The following is a 14,405-nucleotide window of genomic DNA, read 5'->3' as shown; positions in this document are numbered from 1 at the left end:
GTGTCAACGGGGGTCGCCCGTCACGACAGCGCCAGACGCCCCCCGGCCAGGCGGGTCACGCGGCCCTCCAGCTCCAGCGCCATGATCGCGGCGCTGGCATCGGATGCGGGAATGCCCAGGTCGCGGATCAGGTCGTCCTCCTCGGTGGGCGAGGGCGACAGGCGCGACAGGATGCGCGTCTCCAGCTGGATCGGGCCTTCGGGCGCCGCGGCCCGCGCGGTCGGGCGCAGGGGCGGGGCCGGGCGCGGGGGCGCGGGCGGGTCCATGGCATCCTGGGGCGACAGCGCGTCGATCACATCCGCGGCGCTGCGCACCAAGGTCGCCCCGTCGCGGATCAGCGCGTTGCAGCCCGAGGCGCGGGCATCCATCGGATGGCCCGGCACCGCCATCACGTCGCGATGCTGGTCCAGCGCGTTGCGCGCGGTGATCAGCGTGCCGGACCGCTGCGCGGCCTCGATCACCACGACCGCCCGCGACAGACCCGAGACGATCCGGTTGCGGGCCGGAAAGTTGCGCGCCGCCGGTTCCGCCCCCGGCGGCTGTTCCGAGACCAAGGCCCCGGCTTCGGCGATTCGCGCGGCTAGGCCGCTGTTTTCGGGCGGATAGATCACGTCGATGCCGCCCGCCATGACGGCGATGGTGCCGGTGGCCAGCGCCGCCTCATGCGCCGCGGTGTCTACGCCGCGCGCCAGGCCCGCGACGACGGTCATCCCGGCCTCGCCCAGGCCGCGGGCCATGCCGCGCGCCATCCGCAGCCCCAGGGACGAGGCGTTGCGCGCCCCGATCACCGCAACGATCTGGCGCGACAGCCAGGCCGGGTCGCCCCGCAGCCACAGGACCGGCGGCGCGCCGTCGATCTGGCGCAGCAGGGCGGGGTATTCGGGGCCGTCATGCCGGATCAGCCGCGCGCCCGCGCGCAGCCCCGCGGCCAGTTCCGCATGCACGACGCCTTCGGGGCAGGGGCGATAGCCGGCGATCCCGGCCTGGGCCGCGATCTCGGGCAGGGCGTCCAGGGCGGCGCGGGCGGATCCGTGTTCGGCCACCAGCCGGTGATAGCTGGCCGGACCGACCCGGCGCGACCGAATCAGCTGCAGCACGGCGATGTCGTCATCGGGGATCAGGGGGGGCATCGGTCTCTCCCGGCGGTGGAGAGACCGGCATAGCGCCCGGATGGTTAATATTCGGTTACCGTCAGCCGCCCGAGGCCGATCCGCCCACCGTCAGCCCGCCGATCATCAGCGTCGGCTGACCCACGCCCACGGGCACCCATTGGCCCTGCTTGCCGCAATTGCCGATGCCGGGGTCCAGGGCCATGTCATCGCCCACGGCGCGCACCTGCTGCAGCGCGGTCGCCCCGTCGCCGATCAGCGTGGCGCCGCGAATCGGATCGCCGACGACGCCGTTCCTGACGCGATAGGCCTCGGTGCAGCTGAAGACGAACTTGCCGTTGGTGATGTCCACCTGGCCGCCGCCGAAGCCCACCGCATAGATGCCGTCCTTCAGGTCGGCCAGGATCGCCGCCGGGTCCGCGTCGCCGCCGGGCATGTAGGTGTTGGTCATGCGCGGCATCGGCACATGGGCAAAGCTTTCGCGCCGCCCGTTGCCGGTGGGCTCCACGCCCATCAGGCGCGCGTTCTGGCGGTCCTGCATATAGCCCACCAGGATGCCGTCATCGATCAGTACGTTGCGGGCGGGGGGCGTGCCCTCGTCGTCGATGTTGATGCTGCCGCGGCGGCCCTCGATGGTGCCGTCATCGACCACGGTGACGCCGGGGGCGGCGACGCGTTGGCCCATCAGGCCGGCGAAGGCCGATGCCTTCTTGCGGTTGAAATCCCCCTCTAGCCCGTGGCCCACGGCCTCGTGCAGCAGGATGCCGGGCCAGCCCGGGCCCAGCACCACATCCATCACCCCGGCAGGCGCGGGGACGGATCGCAGATTGACCAGCGCGATGCGCAGCGCCTCGTGGACAAGGCCCTGCCAGTGGTCGTCCTGCATCAGGGGGGACAGGCCGCGCCGGCCGCCGCCGCCCGCGCTGCCGCTTTCGCGGCGGTCGTTGTTCTCGCAGATCACTGCGACATTCAGCCGCGCCATGGGGCGGATGTCGGTGGCCATGCCGCCCTCGGGGCGCAGGATGGCGACCTCTTGCAGGCTGGTGGCCATCGAGACGGTGACCTGCACCACCCGCGGGTCCAGGGCGCGGGCGAAGGCGTCGATCTCGCGCAGCAGGGCGATGCGCCGGGCGACGGGCACGTCCCCCGCCGGGTCGATCGCGGGATAGAGCGCGACCGGCGCCATCGCCGGGGGCAGGGCCATGCGGCCCCCGCCCGCGCCCACGGCCAGGCGCGCCGTCTCGGCCGCGCGGGTCAGGGCGGGTTCGGAAATCTCGGTCGAATGGGCGTATCCGGTGACCTCGCCGCGCACGGCGCGCAGGCCGAAGCCCCGCCCGGCGGTGAATCCCGAATGGCGCAGCCGCCCGTCGTCGAAGACCAGCGATTCCGTCTGGCTGCGTTCCAGGAACAGTTCGCCGTCATCGGCCCCCGCCACGGCCCCGCGCAGGACGCGCAGCGCGCGGTCACGGTCGAGATCGGTCGAGAACGGGTCGAATTGCGGACGGCTCATGCGGGTCTCCTGGAGGGGGCTTGTGGACCTTTTGCCGGGCGCGGCAGGGGGTCGCGTTCCCTTTCCGGCGGGAAATGCTGTAGGTATGACTTGCCCGGACGGGCCAGATATGGTCATAGAACGGACACTGTGAAAGGAAAAGGGGCAGCCTCCCGGCCGCCCCTGCGGCCATTGAGGCCGGGCCAATGCAACGGGATGGAATGATGGCAAAAGCGATGATTGGCCGTGCATTCGCGGCAGCGACCGGGTTCGCGACCGCGAGCATGCTGGCCGGGGCTGCGGCGGCGCAGGGCGTGCTGGGGGACCTGCCCTCGATCGGCAAACCGGTGGCGCGGGGCACGGGGTTCCACCCGGCCGCGACCGAACTGGCACGCGACCAGCAATGGCTGGATTATTTCGTGCTGATCATCATCACCGCCGTGACGGTCCTGGTCTGCGTGCTGCTGCTGATCGTGATCTTCCGCTTCAACAGCCGTGCGAACCCGGTTCCCGCCAAGTTCACCCACAACACCCCGCTGGAGATCGCCTGGACCCTGGTCCCCGTGCTGATCCTGGTGGCGATCGGTGCCTTCTCGCTGCCCATCCTGTTCCGCAGCCAGGAGATGCCCGAAAACCCCGACATCGTCATCAAGGCGACCGGCCACCAGTGGTACTGGTCCTATGAATATCCCGATAACGGCATCGCCTTCGATTCGCTGATGCTGGCCGAGGACGAGCTGGCCGATTTCGGCTATGCCCCCGATGAATACCTGCTGGCGACCGACACCGCCGTGGTTGTTCCCGTGGGCCAGACGGTCCTGCTGCAGGTGACCGCCAGCGACGTGATCCATTCCTGGACCATCCCCGCCTTCGCCGTGAAGCAGGACGCCGTTCCGGGCCGCATCGCCCAGGCCTGGTTCAACGTCGAGACCGAGGGCACCTATTTCGGCCAGTGCAGCGAGCTGTGCGGGATCAACCACGCCTATATGCCCATCGTGGTCAAGGCCGTGCAGCCCGACGTCTATGCGGCCTGGGTCGCCGAACAGGGCGGCACCCTGGGCGACGAGCCCGCCGCCACCGCCGGCCTGGACGCCGATGCCGAGGTCACCTTGGCCCGCGCCGAGTAAGACCGGCTGACATGCAACCGGCGGGGCCCTGCGGGGCCCGGCCAGCCAGACAGAAATAGGCGCGATGACCGATATCAACGCATATGACTCCGCCCCCGAGGCCCAGTTCGGCGACTATGTCGCCCTGCTGAAGCCGCGCGTCATGTCGCTGGTGGTGTTCACCGCCTTCGTCGGGCTGATCGTCGCGCCGATCGACGTGCATCCCTTCATCGCCTTCTGTTCGGTGCTGTTCATCGCCCTGGGCGGCGGCGCCTCGGGCGCTCTGAACATGTGGTATGACCGCGACATCGACGCGGTGATGAACCGCACCCAGTCCCGGCCCATTCCCTCGGGCCGCGTGGACGGGGGCGAGGCCCTGGGCCTGGGCATCGTGCTGGGCGTCATCTCGGTCATGATGCTGGGGCTGGTCGCGAACTGGTTCGCGGCGCTGTTTCTGGCCTTCACGATCTTCTTCTATGCCGTGGTCTATACCGTCTGGCTGAAGCGCTGGACGCCGCAGAACATCGTCATCGGCGGCGCCGCGGGCGCCTTTCCCCCGATGATCGGATGGGCCTGCGCCACGGGCGGGATCAGCATCGAATCGGTGCTGATGTTCGCGCTGATCTTCTTCTGGACGCCGCCCCATTTCTGGGCGCTGGCGCTGTTCATGAAGGAGGATTACCACAAGGCCGGCGTGCCGATGCTGACGGTCACCCATGGCCGCCCCGTCGCGCGGCGCCACATCTTCGCCTATACGCTGGTCCTGGCGCCCTTCGCGCTGTGGCTGGGGCTGACCTCGGTCGGCGGGCCGCTCTACATGGCGGTGGCGGTGGTGCTGAACCTGGCCTTCATCCGCGGCGGCTGGCAGGTGCTGCGCCGGACCGAGGAGGCGGCGGTCGCCGACGGCTATCTGGTCGAGAAGCGCGTCTTCAAGCTGTCGCTCTATTATCTGTTCCTGCATTTCCTGGCACTGCTGGTGCAAAGCTGGATGGGAGGCTGGTGATGGCCCTGAGAACCGAACATGAAATCCACGGGCGCCGCAAATCGCGCAATGTGGGCCTGGGCGTGGTGCTGATCGGCTTTGTCGGCCTGGTCTTCGCCCTGACCGTGGTCAAGGTCCAGCAGGGCTCCATGCTGGAGGCCTTCGACCACCAGCCGCGCGTCTCGCTGCTGCCCGCTGAGGAACCCGCGGCACCCGCCGCGACGGAGGTCCGCTGATGCCGCGTCGTCTCAGCCCCGAGGGCCGCACGGTCGCCATGCTGGTCGGCGTCGTCGTCACCATGGGCGCGCTGTCCTGGGCGGCGGTGCCCTTCTATGACTGGTTCTGCCGCGTCACCGGCTTCGGCGGCACGACCCAGGTGTCCCAGACCACCTCGGACGAGGTTCTGGACGAGGTCGTCCGCGTGCGCTTCGACGCCAATGTGGACAGCAACCTGGGCTGGACCTTCCGCCCGATGCAGACCCGCATGGACCTGAAGATCGGCGAAAGCGGCTTGGCCTTCTACGAGGCGGTTAACACCTCGGACGAGCCCTTGACCGGCACGGCCAGCTATAACGTCGCCCCGGAGGTGTCGGGCTATTATTTCATCAAGGTCGAATGCTTCTGCTTCACCGAGCAGACGCTGCAGCCGGGCGAAAGCATCGAGATGCCGGTCAGCTTCTATGTCGATCCCGACCTGGTGCGCGACCGCGATTCCTCGCATGTGCGCGACATCACCTTGTCCTATACCTTCCACCGGACCGAACCGCGTCGGGCTGCGCTTGACACGGCCCCGGCGGACACCATCAACTAAGACGAATACGAGGGAGCCGACGGGGGACCGCCATGGCGCACGCAAAGAACCACGACTATCATATCCTGCCGGCCTCGATCTGGCCCTTCCTGACCTCGGTCGGCGTCTTCGTCATGCTGTTCGGCGGCGTTGCCTGGCTGACCGGCGAAGTCACGATCATGGGCGTGCCGATCACCGGCCCCTGGATGTTCGCGATCGGCCTGGTGGCCGTGTGCTATGTCTCCTTCGCCTGGTGGGCCGACATGGTGCGCGAGGCCGAGCAGGGCGACCACACCCCGGTGGTGCGCCTTGGCCTGCAATACGGCTTCATCCTGTTCGTCATGTCCGAGATGATGCTGTTCGTGTCGCTGTTCTGGAACTTCATCAAGAACGCGATGTATCCGATGGGCGAGAACAGCCCGATCGAGGACGGCGTCTGGCCCCCGGCGGGGATCGAGACCTTCGACCCCTGGCACCTGCCCTTCATCAACACGCTGGTCCTGCTGCTGTCGGGCGTGGCCGTGACCTGGGCGCACCATGCCTGGGCGCATGAGGGCGACCGCAAGGTGGCGATCAACGGCCTGGCCATCGCGGTGGCCCTGGGCGTGATCTTCACCGGCCTGCAGGCCTATGAATACAGCCACGCGGCCTTCGGTCTGGCCGACACGGCCTATGCCTCGGCCTTCTACATCGCGACGGGCTTTCACGGCCTGCACGTGATCATCGGCACGATCTTCCTGGCCGTCTGCCTGCTGCGCTTCATGCGCGGCCAGATGACCAAGGATCAGCATCTGGGCTTCGAGGCCGCCGCCTGGTACTGGCACTTCGTCGACGTGATCTGGCTGATCCTCTTTGCCGTCATCTATGTCTGGGGCAGCTGACCCCCGCCCTGACTGACCGGAAACGCGCGGAGGGGACCCTCCGCGCGTTTTTCATTGACCCCGACCCGAAGGCTTTCCATGCGCCGCTATCTCTTTCCCGTGATCCTGGGCATCCTCGGCTGCGTCGCGCTGGTCCAGCTGGGCCTGTGGCAGTTGGAGCGTGCCGCCTGGAAGGAGGGCCTGCTGGCCGAGATCCGCGCCGGGATCGAGGGCGACCCCGTGCCCCTGCCGGATGCGGTGGACCGGTCGATGAAATACCTGCCCGTGACCGTCAGCGGCACCACATCCGGGGCCGAGATCGACGTGCTGTCCCATACCCGCGAACAGGGGGCGGGCTATCAGATCGTGTCGCGCTTCGTCACCGATGACGGCCGCGCCATCCTCTTGGATCGCGGCTTCGTCCCGCAGGAGGCGCGGCGACTGGAGCGTCCGCCCGTGCGGCTGGAGGTTGTGGGCAACCTGCACTGGCCCGAGGATGCCAGCGCCTCGACCCCCGCCCCGAACATGGACGAGAACATCTGGTTCGCCCGCGACGTCGAGGCCATGGCCGCGCAGCTGGAAACCGAGCCGGTGCTGGTCGTCGCCCGCGCCATCGGCGGCGACAATCAGGGCGCCCGTCCCTTGGGCGTCACGGTCGAGGGCATCCCGAACAACCATCTGGGCTATGCGGTGCAGTGGTTCCTGATCGCGCTGACCTGGGCGGTGATGACACTGGCGCTGATCTGGCGTATCAGGCAGCGCAGCTATTGAAGGAATTCCGATGCGTTACGTCTCGACGCGGGGCCAGGCCCCGGTTCTGAACTTCGAACAGGCCATGCTGTCGGGGCTGGCGCGCGACGGGGGCCTCTATCTGCCCGAGACGATCCCGGCGCTGGACGACCTGGCCGCGCTGGACGGCCTGCCCTATGAGGAGGTCGCCTTCCGCGTGGTGCGGCCCTTCACCGGCGACAGCTTCACCGATGGCGAACTGCGCGGCGCCATCGACCGCGCCTATGCGCGGATCAGCCATGACGCCCGCGCGCCCTTGGTCCAGCTGGCCCCCGGCCATCACCTGCTGGAGCTGTTCCACGGCCCCACCTTGGCCTTCAAGGATTTCGCGATGCAGCTGATCGCCCAGCTGTTCCAGATCGCGCTGACGCGGTCGGGCCAGCGGATCACCATCGTGGGCGCGACCTCGGGCGATACCGGATCGGCGGCGATCGAGGCCTTCCGCGGCATCGACAATGTGGATGTCTTCATCATGTATCCGCATGGCCGCGTCAGCGAGGTGCAGCGCCGCCAGATGACCACGCCCCCCGCGGCCAATGTCCATGCGCTGGCCCTGACCGGGCATTTCGACGATTGCCAGGCGCGGCTGAAGGACCTGTTCAACGACCATGCCTTCCGCGACGGCGTGGGGCTGGCCGGCGTGAACAGCATCAACTGGGCCCGCGTCGTGGCGCAGATCGTCTATTACTTCACCGCCTGTGCGTCCTTGGGCATGCGGCCCACGGATTTCTGCGTCCCCACCGGCAATTTCGGCGACATCTTCGCGGGGTCCATCGCCCGGCGCATGGGCCTGCCGATCCGCCGCCTGATCGTGGCCACGAACCAGAACGACATCCTGCACCGCGCGCTGACCAGCGGCGAATACCGCATGGGCCAGGTCGAACCCTCGATCAGCCCGTCCATGGACATCCAGATCAGCTCGAATTTCGAACGCGCGCTGTATCTGGCTTATGGCGGCGATGCCGGCGCGATCCGCCAGCTGATGGACGAGCTGAAGGCCGGCGGCTTCGCCATCAGCCAAGGCGCGCTGGAGACGCTGCGCGAGGAATTCTCCTCCGGGCGTGTCTCGGAGGAGGAGACGCTGGCGACCATCCGCGACATGCGCGCCCGCACGGGCGAGGTCCTCTGCCCGCACAGCGCCGTGGGCGTCGCCGTGGCCGAGCGGCATCTGGAACCGGGCGTGCCGATGGTGACCTTGGCCACCGCCCATCCCGCCAAGTTCCCCGATGCGGTGGAACGCGCGACCGGCCTGCGCCCCGGCCTGCCGCCGCATATGGCCGAGCTGTTCGACCTGCCCGAACGCGTCACCCGGGTTGAAAACGATGTCGAGGCGCTTAAGTCCCTGATCCTCGACCGGAGAACGAATTGACCGACATGACCGCCCCCCGCCTGACCACGCTGCCCAACGGGCTGCGCATCGTGACCCGCCAGATGCCGGGGCTGCATTCCGCGGCCTTGGGCATCTGGGTCAGCGCGGGGGGGCGCAACGAACGCGCCGATCAGAACGGCATCGCCCATTTCCTGGAGCATATGGCCTTCAAGGGCACCGCCACCCGCAGCGCGCTGCAGATCGCCGAGGCGATCGAGGATGTGGGCGGCTATATCAACGCCTATACCTCGCGCGACGCGACGGCCTATTACGTCCGCGTGCTGGAGGATCACGTCGATCTGGCCTTTGACGTGATCAGCGACATCGTGCTGAACCCCGTCTTCGACGACCGCGAGATCGAGGTCGAGCGCGGCGTCATCCTGCAGGAGATCGGCCAAGCGCTGGACACGCCCGACGACATCATCTTCGACTGGCTGCAGGAGGCCGCCTATCCCGACCAGCCGATGGGCCGCACCATCCTGGGCCCCGCCGAACGGGTCAGCAGCTTTGGCCGCGCCGATCTGTCGGGCTTTGTGGCGGAAAATTACGGGCCCGGCCAGATGGTCGTCGCCGCAGCCGGTGCCGTCGATCACGACCGCATCGTGCGGCTGGCCGAACAGGTGCTGGGCCATATCGCACCCCGGCCCCAAGGCGCGCGCGAGACCGCCCGCTGGCAGGGCCTGGAGACCCGCCGCGTCAAGCCCTTGGAACAGGCCCATTTCGCCATGGCGCTGGAGGGTCCGGGCTTTCTGGCGCCCGATTTCTATGCCGCCCAGATCTTTTCCTCGGCGCTTGGCGGGGGCATGTCCTCGCGCCTGTTCCAGAAGATCCGCGAGGAGCGGGGGCTGTGCTACACCATCTTCGCGCAATCGGGCTTTCACGACGACACGGGCATGCTGACCATCTATGCCGGGACCGGGGCGGATGATCTGGACGATCTGGCCAGGCTGACCATTGACGAGATCAAGCGTGCCGCTGAGGACATGTCCGAGGCCGAGATCGCCCGCGCCAAGGCGCAGCTGCGCGCGGGCCTGCTGATGGGGCTGGAAAGCCCCTCGGGCCAGGCCGAGCGCATGGCACGGAGTTTGGCGATCTGGGGCCGCGTCCCGGACCCGGCCGAGGTCGCCGAACGCATCGCCGCCGTCTCCGCCGCCGATATCCGCACCCATGCCGAGGCGCTGCTGGGCGGGGCGCGTCCGGCGCTGGCGCTCTATGGTCCGGTGGATCGGGCGCCGACGCTACAGGCCCTGTCCAAAAGGCTGGCTGCGTGATCCTGACGCGGCGCCGTCCCTTCCGGCTGGATGCCGAACGGATCGTGCTGCGCCTGCCCCAGCATTCGGATTTCAACGCCTGGTGCGCGCTGCGCGATGCCAGCCGCGATTTCCTGACGCCGTGGGAACCCGTCTGGTCGCCCGACCACCTGTCGCGGAAAAGCTTTACCAACCGCGTCTATTGGGCGGCGCGCTCGGCCAAGACCGGCACCGCCTTTCCGCTGTTCCTGGTCCATCGCGACGACACGCTGCTGGGGGCGATCACGCTGGACAACATCCGCCGCGGGCCCGCGCAATCGGGCACGATCGGTTATTGGATCGGCCAGCCCCATGCGCGTCAGGGCTTCATGCGCGAGGCGATCGGGGTGCTGGTCCATCACGCCTTCACGACGCTGGACCTGAGCCGGATCGAGGCCGCCTGCCTGCCCGAAAACGCCGCCTCGCGCGGGGTGCTGGAGCGGTCGGGCTTCAAATACGAGGGCGTGGCCCAGAGCTATCTGCAGATCGACGGGCGGTGGCGCAACCATGTGCTCTATGCCAATCTGCGCCGCGACCGGCGCGGCCGGACCGAGGTGCGCTGATGCTGTCCCCCGCCGATCACCGCCTGGCCGCCTCCCTGCCCGAGGGCGTGCTGCGCGACCCCGATCCGCGCTATCTGGAGGAGCCGCGCGGCCGCTGGCAGGGGCGGGCCGGGCTGATCGCCGCGCCCCGCGATGCGGAAGAATGCGCCGCGATCATCCGCGCCTGCGCCGCGGCCCGGGTGGCCGTCGTGCCGCGCGGCGGCGGCACCGGGCTGGTCGGCGGCCAGGTCATGGCGGACGGCCCCGCCCCCCTTGTCCTGACGCTGGAGCGCATGGGCGCCATCCGCGCGACCTTCCCCGAGGAAGGTGTGATGATCGCCGAAGCGGGCGTCACCCTGCAGGCCGCGCGCGATGCCGCCGCGGCGCTGGACCGGCAGTTCCCGCTGTCGCTCGCCTCGCAGGGGACGGCCCAGATCGGCGGGGTGCTGTCGACCAATGCCGGCGGCGTGAACGTGCTGCGTCACGGCAATGCCCGCGCGCTGTGCCTGGGGGTCGAGGCGGTGCTGCCCGACGGGTCGGTGATGCATGACCTGAAACGCCTGCGGAAGGACAATACCGGATATGATCTGCGCGACCTGCTGATCGGGGCCGAGGGGACCTTGGGCATCATCACCGCCGCATCGCTGGTTCTGGCCCCGCGCCCGGCTGAAACCGGCGTGGCGATGCTGGTCGTGGACAGCCCCGCCGCGGCCCTGTCGCTGCTGGCCATGGCGCAGGCGCGCATGGCGGGCGGCGTCACCGCCTTCGAGCTGATCTCGGGTCAGAGCCTGCATTTCCTGGACGCGGCCTTTCCCGCCATGCGCCAGCCGTTTGCCACGCGCCCCGACTGGCTGGTCCTGGTCGAGGTCGGCCTGCCCGCGGGCCTGTCCGCCGATGCCGCGCTGGAGGGGCTGTTCACCGCGGGTGCGGGGGCCGGTCTGGTCCGGGACGGCGTCATCGCGCAATCGGGCCAGCAGGGGGCGGAGCTGTGGGCGCTGCGCGAGCATATCCCGCTGGCCAACCGCCATGTCGGCGCCATCGCCAGCCATGACATCAGCCTGCCCCTGTCCGAGGTCGCCCGCTTCATCGCCGATGCGGGGGCCTGGCTGGCGGGGCAGGGGGACATGCGGATCAACTGCTTCGGCCATCTGGGCGATGGCAACCTGCATTACAACCTGTTCCCCGCGCCCGGCCGGACCCGCAACGATTACGAGGGCATCCGCCGCGACCTGTCCCGCGCCATCCACGAGATGGTCGTGGCGCGGGGCGGCTCGTTCTCGGCCGAACATGGGGTGGGCCGGCTGAAGGCCGCGGACCTGGCGCGATGGGGCGATCCGGCCCGGCTGGCCGCGATGCGGGCGATCAAGGGGGCGCTGGACCCCTTGGGGATCATGAATCCCGGTGCGGTTCTGCCGCCTGCGGGCTGAGCGACAGCGGCTGAAAGACCGGGCCGTCGGGGCCCTGCGACAGATGCGCGGTGATCCCGAAGACCCGCGCCAGCAGGCCGGGCGTCAGGACCTGCATCGGCGGGCCGTCCGCCGCGATCCGGCCCCGGTCCAGCACCACCAGCCGCGTGCAGTGCCGCGCCGCCAGCCCCAGATCATGCAGCGAGGCCACGACCCCGCGCCCCTGCGCGGCCAGTTCTGCGAAAAGCTGCATCACCCGGATGCCCGCCGCCGGGTCCAGCCCCGCCACGGGTTCGTCCGCGACCAGCAGGGGCGTGTCCTGCGCCAAGGCGCGGGCGATCAGAACGCGCGCCTGTTCGCCCCCCGACAGGGTGGTGGCGTCCCGGTCGCGCAGGGGCTCCAGGTCCAGGGCGGCGATGGCGCGGTCCACGGCCTCGCGGTCCCGGGGCGCGGCCATGCCGGGATGGGCGATGCGGCCCAAGGCCACCACGGCGGATACGGGCATGGGCCAGGCGATCTCGCGCGCCTGCGGCAGAAAGGCCGCCGCCCGCGCCCGATCGGCCGGCGTCATCCGCGCCAGCGACGATCCCCCCCGCGACGGCAGCAGGCCCAGGGCCGCGCGCAGCAGCGTCGTCTTGCCCGCGCCGTTCGGGCCCAGCAGGCCCACGAATTCCCCCGCGCGGACGGCCAGGTCGATCCCCTCCAGCACCCGGCAGGATCCGCGCGCGACATCCAGCGATGACAGGCTCAGCAGGGTCATGCGGCCAGCCTCCGCATCCGCAGGATCAGGTGCAGGAAGAAGGGCGCGCCGATCAGCGCGGTCAGCACCCCCAGCTTCAGGTCGCGCCCGGGCAGGATCACCCGCACCGCGATATCGGCGGCCAGCACCATCGCCGCCCCGCCAAGCGCCGAGGCCGCCATCAGCCGCGCCGGATCGCCGCCCACCGCCCGGCGCAGCAGATGCGGCACCACCAGGCCCACGAAGCCGATCGTCCCCGCCACCGCCGTGGCGCCCCCCACCAGCGCCGCAGTGCCCAAGGCCAGCCGCAGCCGCAGGCGCGACAGGCCGACGCCCATGCTGGCGGCGGTATCCTCGCCCAGGGACAGGGCACGCAGGGCGCGGCCCGCGGGCCACAGGATCACCGCGCCCAGCACCATCACCGGCAGGCCGATGCGCACATGCAGCATGGACCGGTCGGCCAGCGACCCCATCATCCAGAAGACGATCTCGTTCGCGGCGAAGGGGTTGGGGGACAGGTTCAGGACCAGCGAGGTCGCAGCCCCCGCCAAGGCCGATATGGCGATCCCCGCCAGGATCAGCGCCAAGGCCCCGCCGCGCGGCCCGGCCAAGGCCAGGACCAGCGCCACCGACAGCCCCGCCCCGGTCAGCGCCGCCAAGGGCAGGCCCAGGGGAAAGGCCGCCGCCAGCCCGGTCTGGATGGCCAGCACCGCGCCCAAGGCGGCGGTGCCCGATGTGCCGATCAGCCCGGGCTCGGCCAGGGGGTTGCGCAGGAATCCCTGCATGGCCGCCCCCGCCAGGCCCAGTGCGGCCCCCACCGCCGCCCCCAGGATCGCGCGGGGCAGGCGCAGTTCCTGCATGACCAGGACCATCAGCGGATCGCCCCGCCCGGCCAGCGCCGCCAGCCCCGCCCCCGGCGCCAGCCAGGTCGTGCCCACCAGCAGCGATCCCAGAAACAGCGCCGCCACCACCAGCGCCAGCCCGGCATTCAGCCGCGTCACGAGGCATCCTCGCGCAGCCGGGCATCCTCGCGCAGGCGGGCGGCGGCGCGCAGCACATGGGGCGTGCCGCAGACCCAATCGCCCCCCGATATCGCCGCGCGGCCCGCGGTGACGGCGCGCAGGGCGGGGTGGTCCAGAACCTCCTCGGCGCGCGAGGCGCCGGGATAGCGGGCCGCGCCCACCACCAGGTCGGGATCGGCCAGGACCAGATCCTCCAGCGGCAGGAAGCCGCCATGGGGCAGGCCCAGCTCGGAGGCGATGCTCTCCAGCCCGGCCAGGGACAGGATCACCCCCGCCAGCCCCTGATCGCCCGAACTGTAGCCGTTCGCCCCGTAAAGCGCCGCGCGCCCGCCCGGGCCTGGCATCTCGGCCAGCGCCGCCAGGTCCGCATCGAACCGCGCGATCACGGCACGGGCGCGGTCCCGGCGGCCCAGCAGGCGGCCCATGCGGTCCAGGTTGGCACGGATGTCCTGCAGGTCCTCCTCGGGGTCGAAGACCTGCACGGGCAGGTCCAGCCGGCGCAGCATGTCCAGCGTGGCGGGCGCGCTGTAGGCGCTGGCCAGGACCAGGTCGGGCCGCAGGCGCAGGATGTCCTCGGCCAGGCCGTGATTGACGGGCAGGGCGGCCGCCTCGCCGGTCATGGCCGACACGCGCGGATCGCGCGACAGATGGCTGACCGAGACCAGCTGCCCCGGCCCCGCCACCAGCATGGCCAGCTGATCGGTGCACAGGTTGATCGACACGACACGCGCGGGCCCCTCGGCCAGTGCCGGGGCTGCGATCAGAGCAAGGGTCAGGGCCAGCCTCATGGATCGGGCCTTTTGCGGTGGCAGGCAGCGCCTGCGGCGACAGTATGGGTCCCGCGCCTTCATCGCGGCGGGGACTTCATCCCCGTGGGCGGGCCGGGTGTCAAGCGCCGGGGGGATTTACACCC

Annotated in this window: 15 protein-coding genes; 10 read left to right on the top strand and 5 right to left on the bottom strand. The window is 70.1% G+C overall.

The window, feature by feature from the left end; all coding sequences use genetic code 11:
• Positions 1–20: 20 nt before the first annotated feature.
• Positions 21–1,130, bottom strand: coding sequence for a DNA-processing protein DprA (gene dprA, locus JHW48_RS12670; RefSeq protein WP_272835612.1), 1,110 nt, complete (start codon positions 1,128–1,130; stop codon positions 21–23).
• A gap of 61 nt (positions 1,131–1,191) precedes the next feature.
• Positions 1,192–2,619, bottom strand: coding sequence for a metalloprotease TldD (gene tldD / locus JHW48_RS12665; RefSeq protein WP_119886453.1), 1,428 nt, complete (start codon positions 2,617–2,619; stop codon positions 1,192–1,194).
• A 215-nt stretch (positions 2,620–2,834) separates the two neighbouring features.
• On the opposite strand from tldD, the gene coxB reads away from it, so the two are divergent.
• From coxB to JHW48_RS12615, 10 genes are all read left to right on the top strand, one after another.
• Positions 2,835–3,725, top strand: a complete 891-nt coding sequence (gene coxB, locus JHW48_RS12660; RefSeq protein ID WP_240637861.1) for a cytochrome c oxidase subunit II — start codon at positions 2,835–2,837, stop codon at positions 3,723–3,725.
• Between the two features lie 64 nt (positions 3,726–3,789).
• Positions 3,790–4,707, top strand: a complete 918-nt coding sequence (gene cyoE, locus JHW48_RS12655; protein ID WP_119886451.1) for a heme o synthase — start codon at positions 3,790–3,792, stop codon at positions 4,705–4,707.
• Positions 4,707–4,922, top strand: coding sequence for a hypothetical protein (locus tag JHW48_RS12650; RefSeq protein WP_119886450.1), 216 nt, complete (start codon positions 4,707–4,709; stop codon positions 4,920–4,922). Before cyoE ends, JHW48_RS12650 begins: the two co-directional genes overlap by 1 nt.
• Positions 4,922–5,497, top strand: a complete 576-nt coding sequence (locus JHW48_RS12645) for a cytochrome c oxidase assembly protein (protein WP_119886449.1) — start codon at positions 4,922–4,924, stop codon at positions 5,495–5,497. Before JHW48_RS12650 ends, JHW48_RS12645 begins: the two co-directional genes overlap by 1 nt.
• Positions 5,498–5,529: 32 nt before the next feature.
• Complete coding sequence (locus JHW48_RS12640; protein ID WP_119886448.1) at positions 5,530–6,357, top strand: cytochrome c oxidase subunit 3; 828 nt, start codon at positions 5,530–5,532, stop codon at positions 6,355–6,357.
• A 78-nt stretch (positions 6,358–6,435) separates the two neighbouring features.
• The gene (locus tag JHW48_RS12635; protein ID WP_119886447.1) at positions 6,436–7,107 is read left to right on the top strand and encodes an SURF1 family protein; all 672 of its coding nucleotides are present in this window, start codon (positions 6,436–6,438) and stop codon (positions 7,105–7,107) included.
• 10 nt (positions 7,108–7,117) lie between these two features.
• On the top strand, positions 7,118–8,494 hold the full coding sequence (gene thrC, locus JHW48_RS12630) for a threonine synthase (RefSeq protein WP_119886446.1): 1,377 nt from the start codon (positions 7,118–7,120) through the stop codon (positions 8,492–8,494).
• Positions 8,495–8,499: 5 nt separating this feature from the next.
• Entirely contained in the window at positions 8,500–9,765 is a 1,266-nt protein-coding gene (locus JHW48_RS12625; protein WP_119886459.1) for a M16 family metallopeptidase, read from the top strand.
• Positions 9,765–10,346: a GNAT family N-acetyltransferase gene (locus JHW48_RS12620; RefSeq protein WP_119886458.1), complete on the top strand. Its 582-nt coding sequence runs from the start codon at positions 9,765–9,767 to the stop codon at positions 10,344–10,346. The genes JHW48_RS12625 and JHW48_RS12620 overlap by 1 nt, the downstream gene beginning before the upstream one ends.
• The gene (locus tag JHW48_RS12615) at positions 10,346–11,752 is read left to right on the top strand and encodes an FAD-binding oxidoreductase (protein WP_119886445.1); all 1,407 of its coding nucleotides are present in this window, start codon (positions 10,346–10,348) and stop codon (positions 11,750–11,752) included. Before JHW48_RS12620 ends, JHW48_RS12615 begins: the two co-directional genes overlap by 1 nt.
• Here JHW48_RS12615 and JHW48_RS12610 read toward each other — a convergent pair.
• The 3 genes from JHW48_RS12610 to JHW48_RS12600 are packed head-to-tail and all read right to left on the bottom strand — an operon-like array spanning position 11,715 to position 14,280.
• Complete coding sequence (locus JHW48_RS12610) at positions 11,715–12,491, bottom strand: ABC transporter ATP-binding protein (RefSeq protein WP_119886444.1); 777 nt, start codon at positions 12,489–12,491, stop codon at positions 11,715–11,717. The genes JHW48_RS12615 and JHW48_RS12610 overlap by 38 nt on opposite strands.
• Positions 12,488–13,471 carry a FecCD family ABC transporter permease gene (locus JHW48_RS12605; protein ID WP_119886443.1) on the bottom strand — a complete coding sequence of 328 codons (984 nt, stop codon included), beginning with the start codon at positions 13,469–13,471 and terminating at the stop codon, positions 12,488–12,490. Before JHW48_RS12605 ends, JHW48_RS12610 begins: the two co-directional genes overlap by 4 nt.
• Positions 13,468–14,280, bottom strand: coding sequence for an ABC transporter substrate-binding protein (locus JHW48_RS12600; RefSeq protein ID WP_119886442.1), 813 nt, complete (start codon positions 14,278–14,280; stop codon positions 13,468–13,470). Before JHW48_RS12600 ends, JHW48_RS12605 begins: the two co-directional genes overlap by 4 nt.
• Positions 14,281–14,405: the final 125 nt, after the last annotated feature.

This window comes from Paracoccus aestuarii, assembly GCF_028553885.1.
Classification (GTDB): domain Bacteria; phylum Pseudomonadota; class Alphaproteobacteria; order Rhodobacterales; family Rhodobacteraceae; genus Paracoccus; species Paracoccus aestuarii.
This window is presented reverse-complemented; position numbering and strand designations above follow the sequence as displayed.

What these genes read in the sequence shown, in the direction of transcription:
- dprA (WP_272835612.1), bottom strand. Translation starts at nt 1,130, where the DNA reads ATGCCCCCCCTGATCCCCGATGACGACATCGCCGTGCTGCAGCTGATT.
- tldD (WP_119886453.1), bottom strand. Translation starts at nt 2,619, where the DNA reads ATGAGCCGTCCGCAATTCGACCCGTTCTCGACCGATCTCGACCGTGAC.
- coxB (WP_240637861.1), top strand. Translation starts at nt 2,835, where the DNA reads ATGATTGGCCGTGCATTCGCGGCAGCGACCGGGTTCGCGACCGCGAGC.
- cyoE (WP_119886451.1), top strand. Translation starts at nt 3,790, where the DNA reads ATGACCGATATCAACGCATATGACTCCGCCCCCGAGGCCCAGTTCGGC.
- JHW48_RS12650 (WP_119886450.1), top strand. Translation starts at nt 4,707, where the DNA reads ATGGCCCTGAGAACCGAACATGAAATCCACGGGCGCCGCAAATCGCGC.
- JHW48_RS12645 (WP_119886449.1), top strand. Translation starts at nt 4,922, where the DNA reads ATGCCGCGTCGTCTCAGCCCCGAGGGCCGCACGGTCGCCATGCTGGTC.
- JHW48_RS12640 (WP_119886448.1), top strand. Translation starts at nt 5,530, where the DNA reads ATGGCGCACGCAAAGAACCACGACTATCATATCCTGCCGGCCTCGATC.
- JHW48_RS12635 (WP_119886447.1), top strand. Translation starts at nt 6,436, where the DNA reads ATGCGCCGCTATCTCTTTCCCGTGATCCTGGGCATCCTCGGCTGCGTC.
- thrC (WP_119886446.1), top strand. Translation starts at nt 7,118, where the DNA reads ATGCGTTACGTCTCGACGCGGGGCCAGGCCCCGGTTCTGAACTTCGAA.
- JHW48_RS12625 (WP_119886459.1), top strand. Translation starts at nt 8,500, where the DNA reads ATGACCGCCCCCCGCCTGACCACGCTGCCCAACGGGCTGCGCATCGTG.
- JHW48_RS12615 (WP_119886445.1), top strand. Translation starts at nt 10,346, where the DNA reads ATGCTGTCCCCCGCCGATCACCGCCTGGCCGCCTCCCTGCCCGAGGGC.
- JHW48_RS12610 (WP_119886444.1), bottom strand. Translation starts at nt 12,491, where the DNA reads ATGACCCTGCTGAGCCTGTCATCGCTGGATGTCGCGCGCGGATCCTGC.
- JHW48_RS12600 (WP_119886442.1), bottom strand. Translation starts at nt 14,280, where the DNA reads ATGAGGCTGGCCCTGACCCTTGCTCTGATCGCAGCCCCGGCACTGGCC.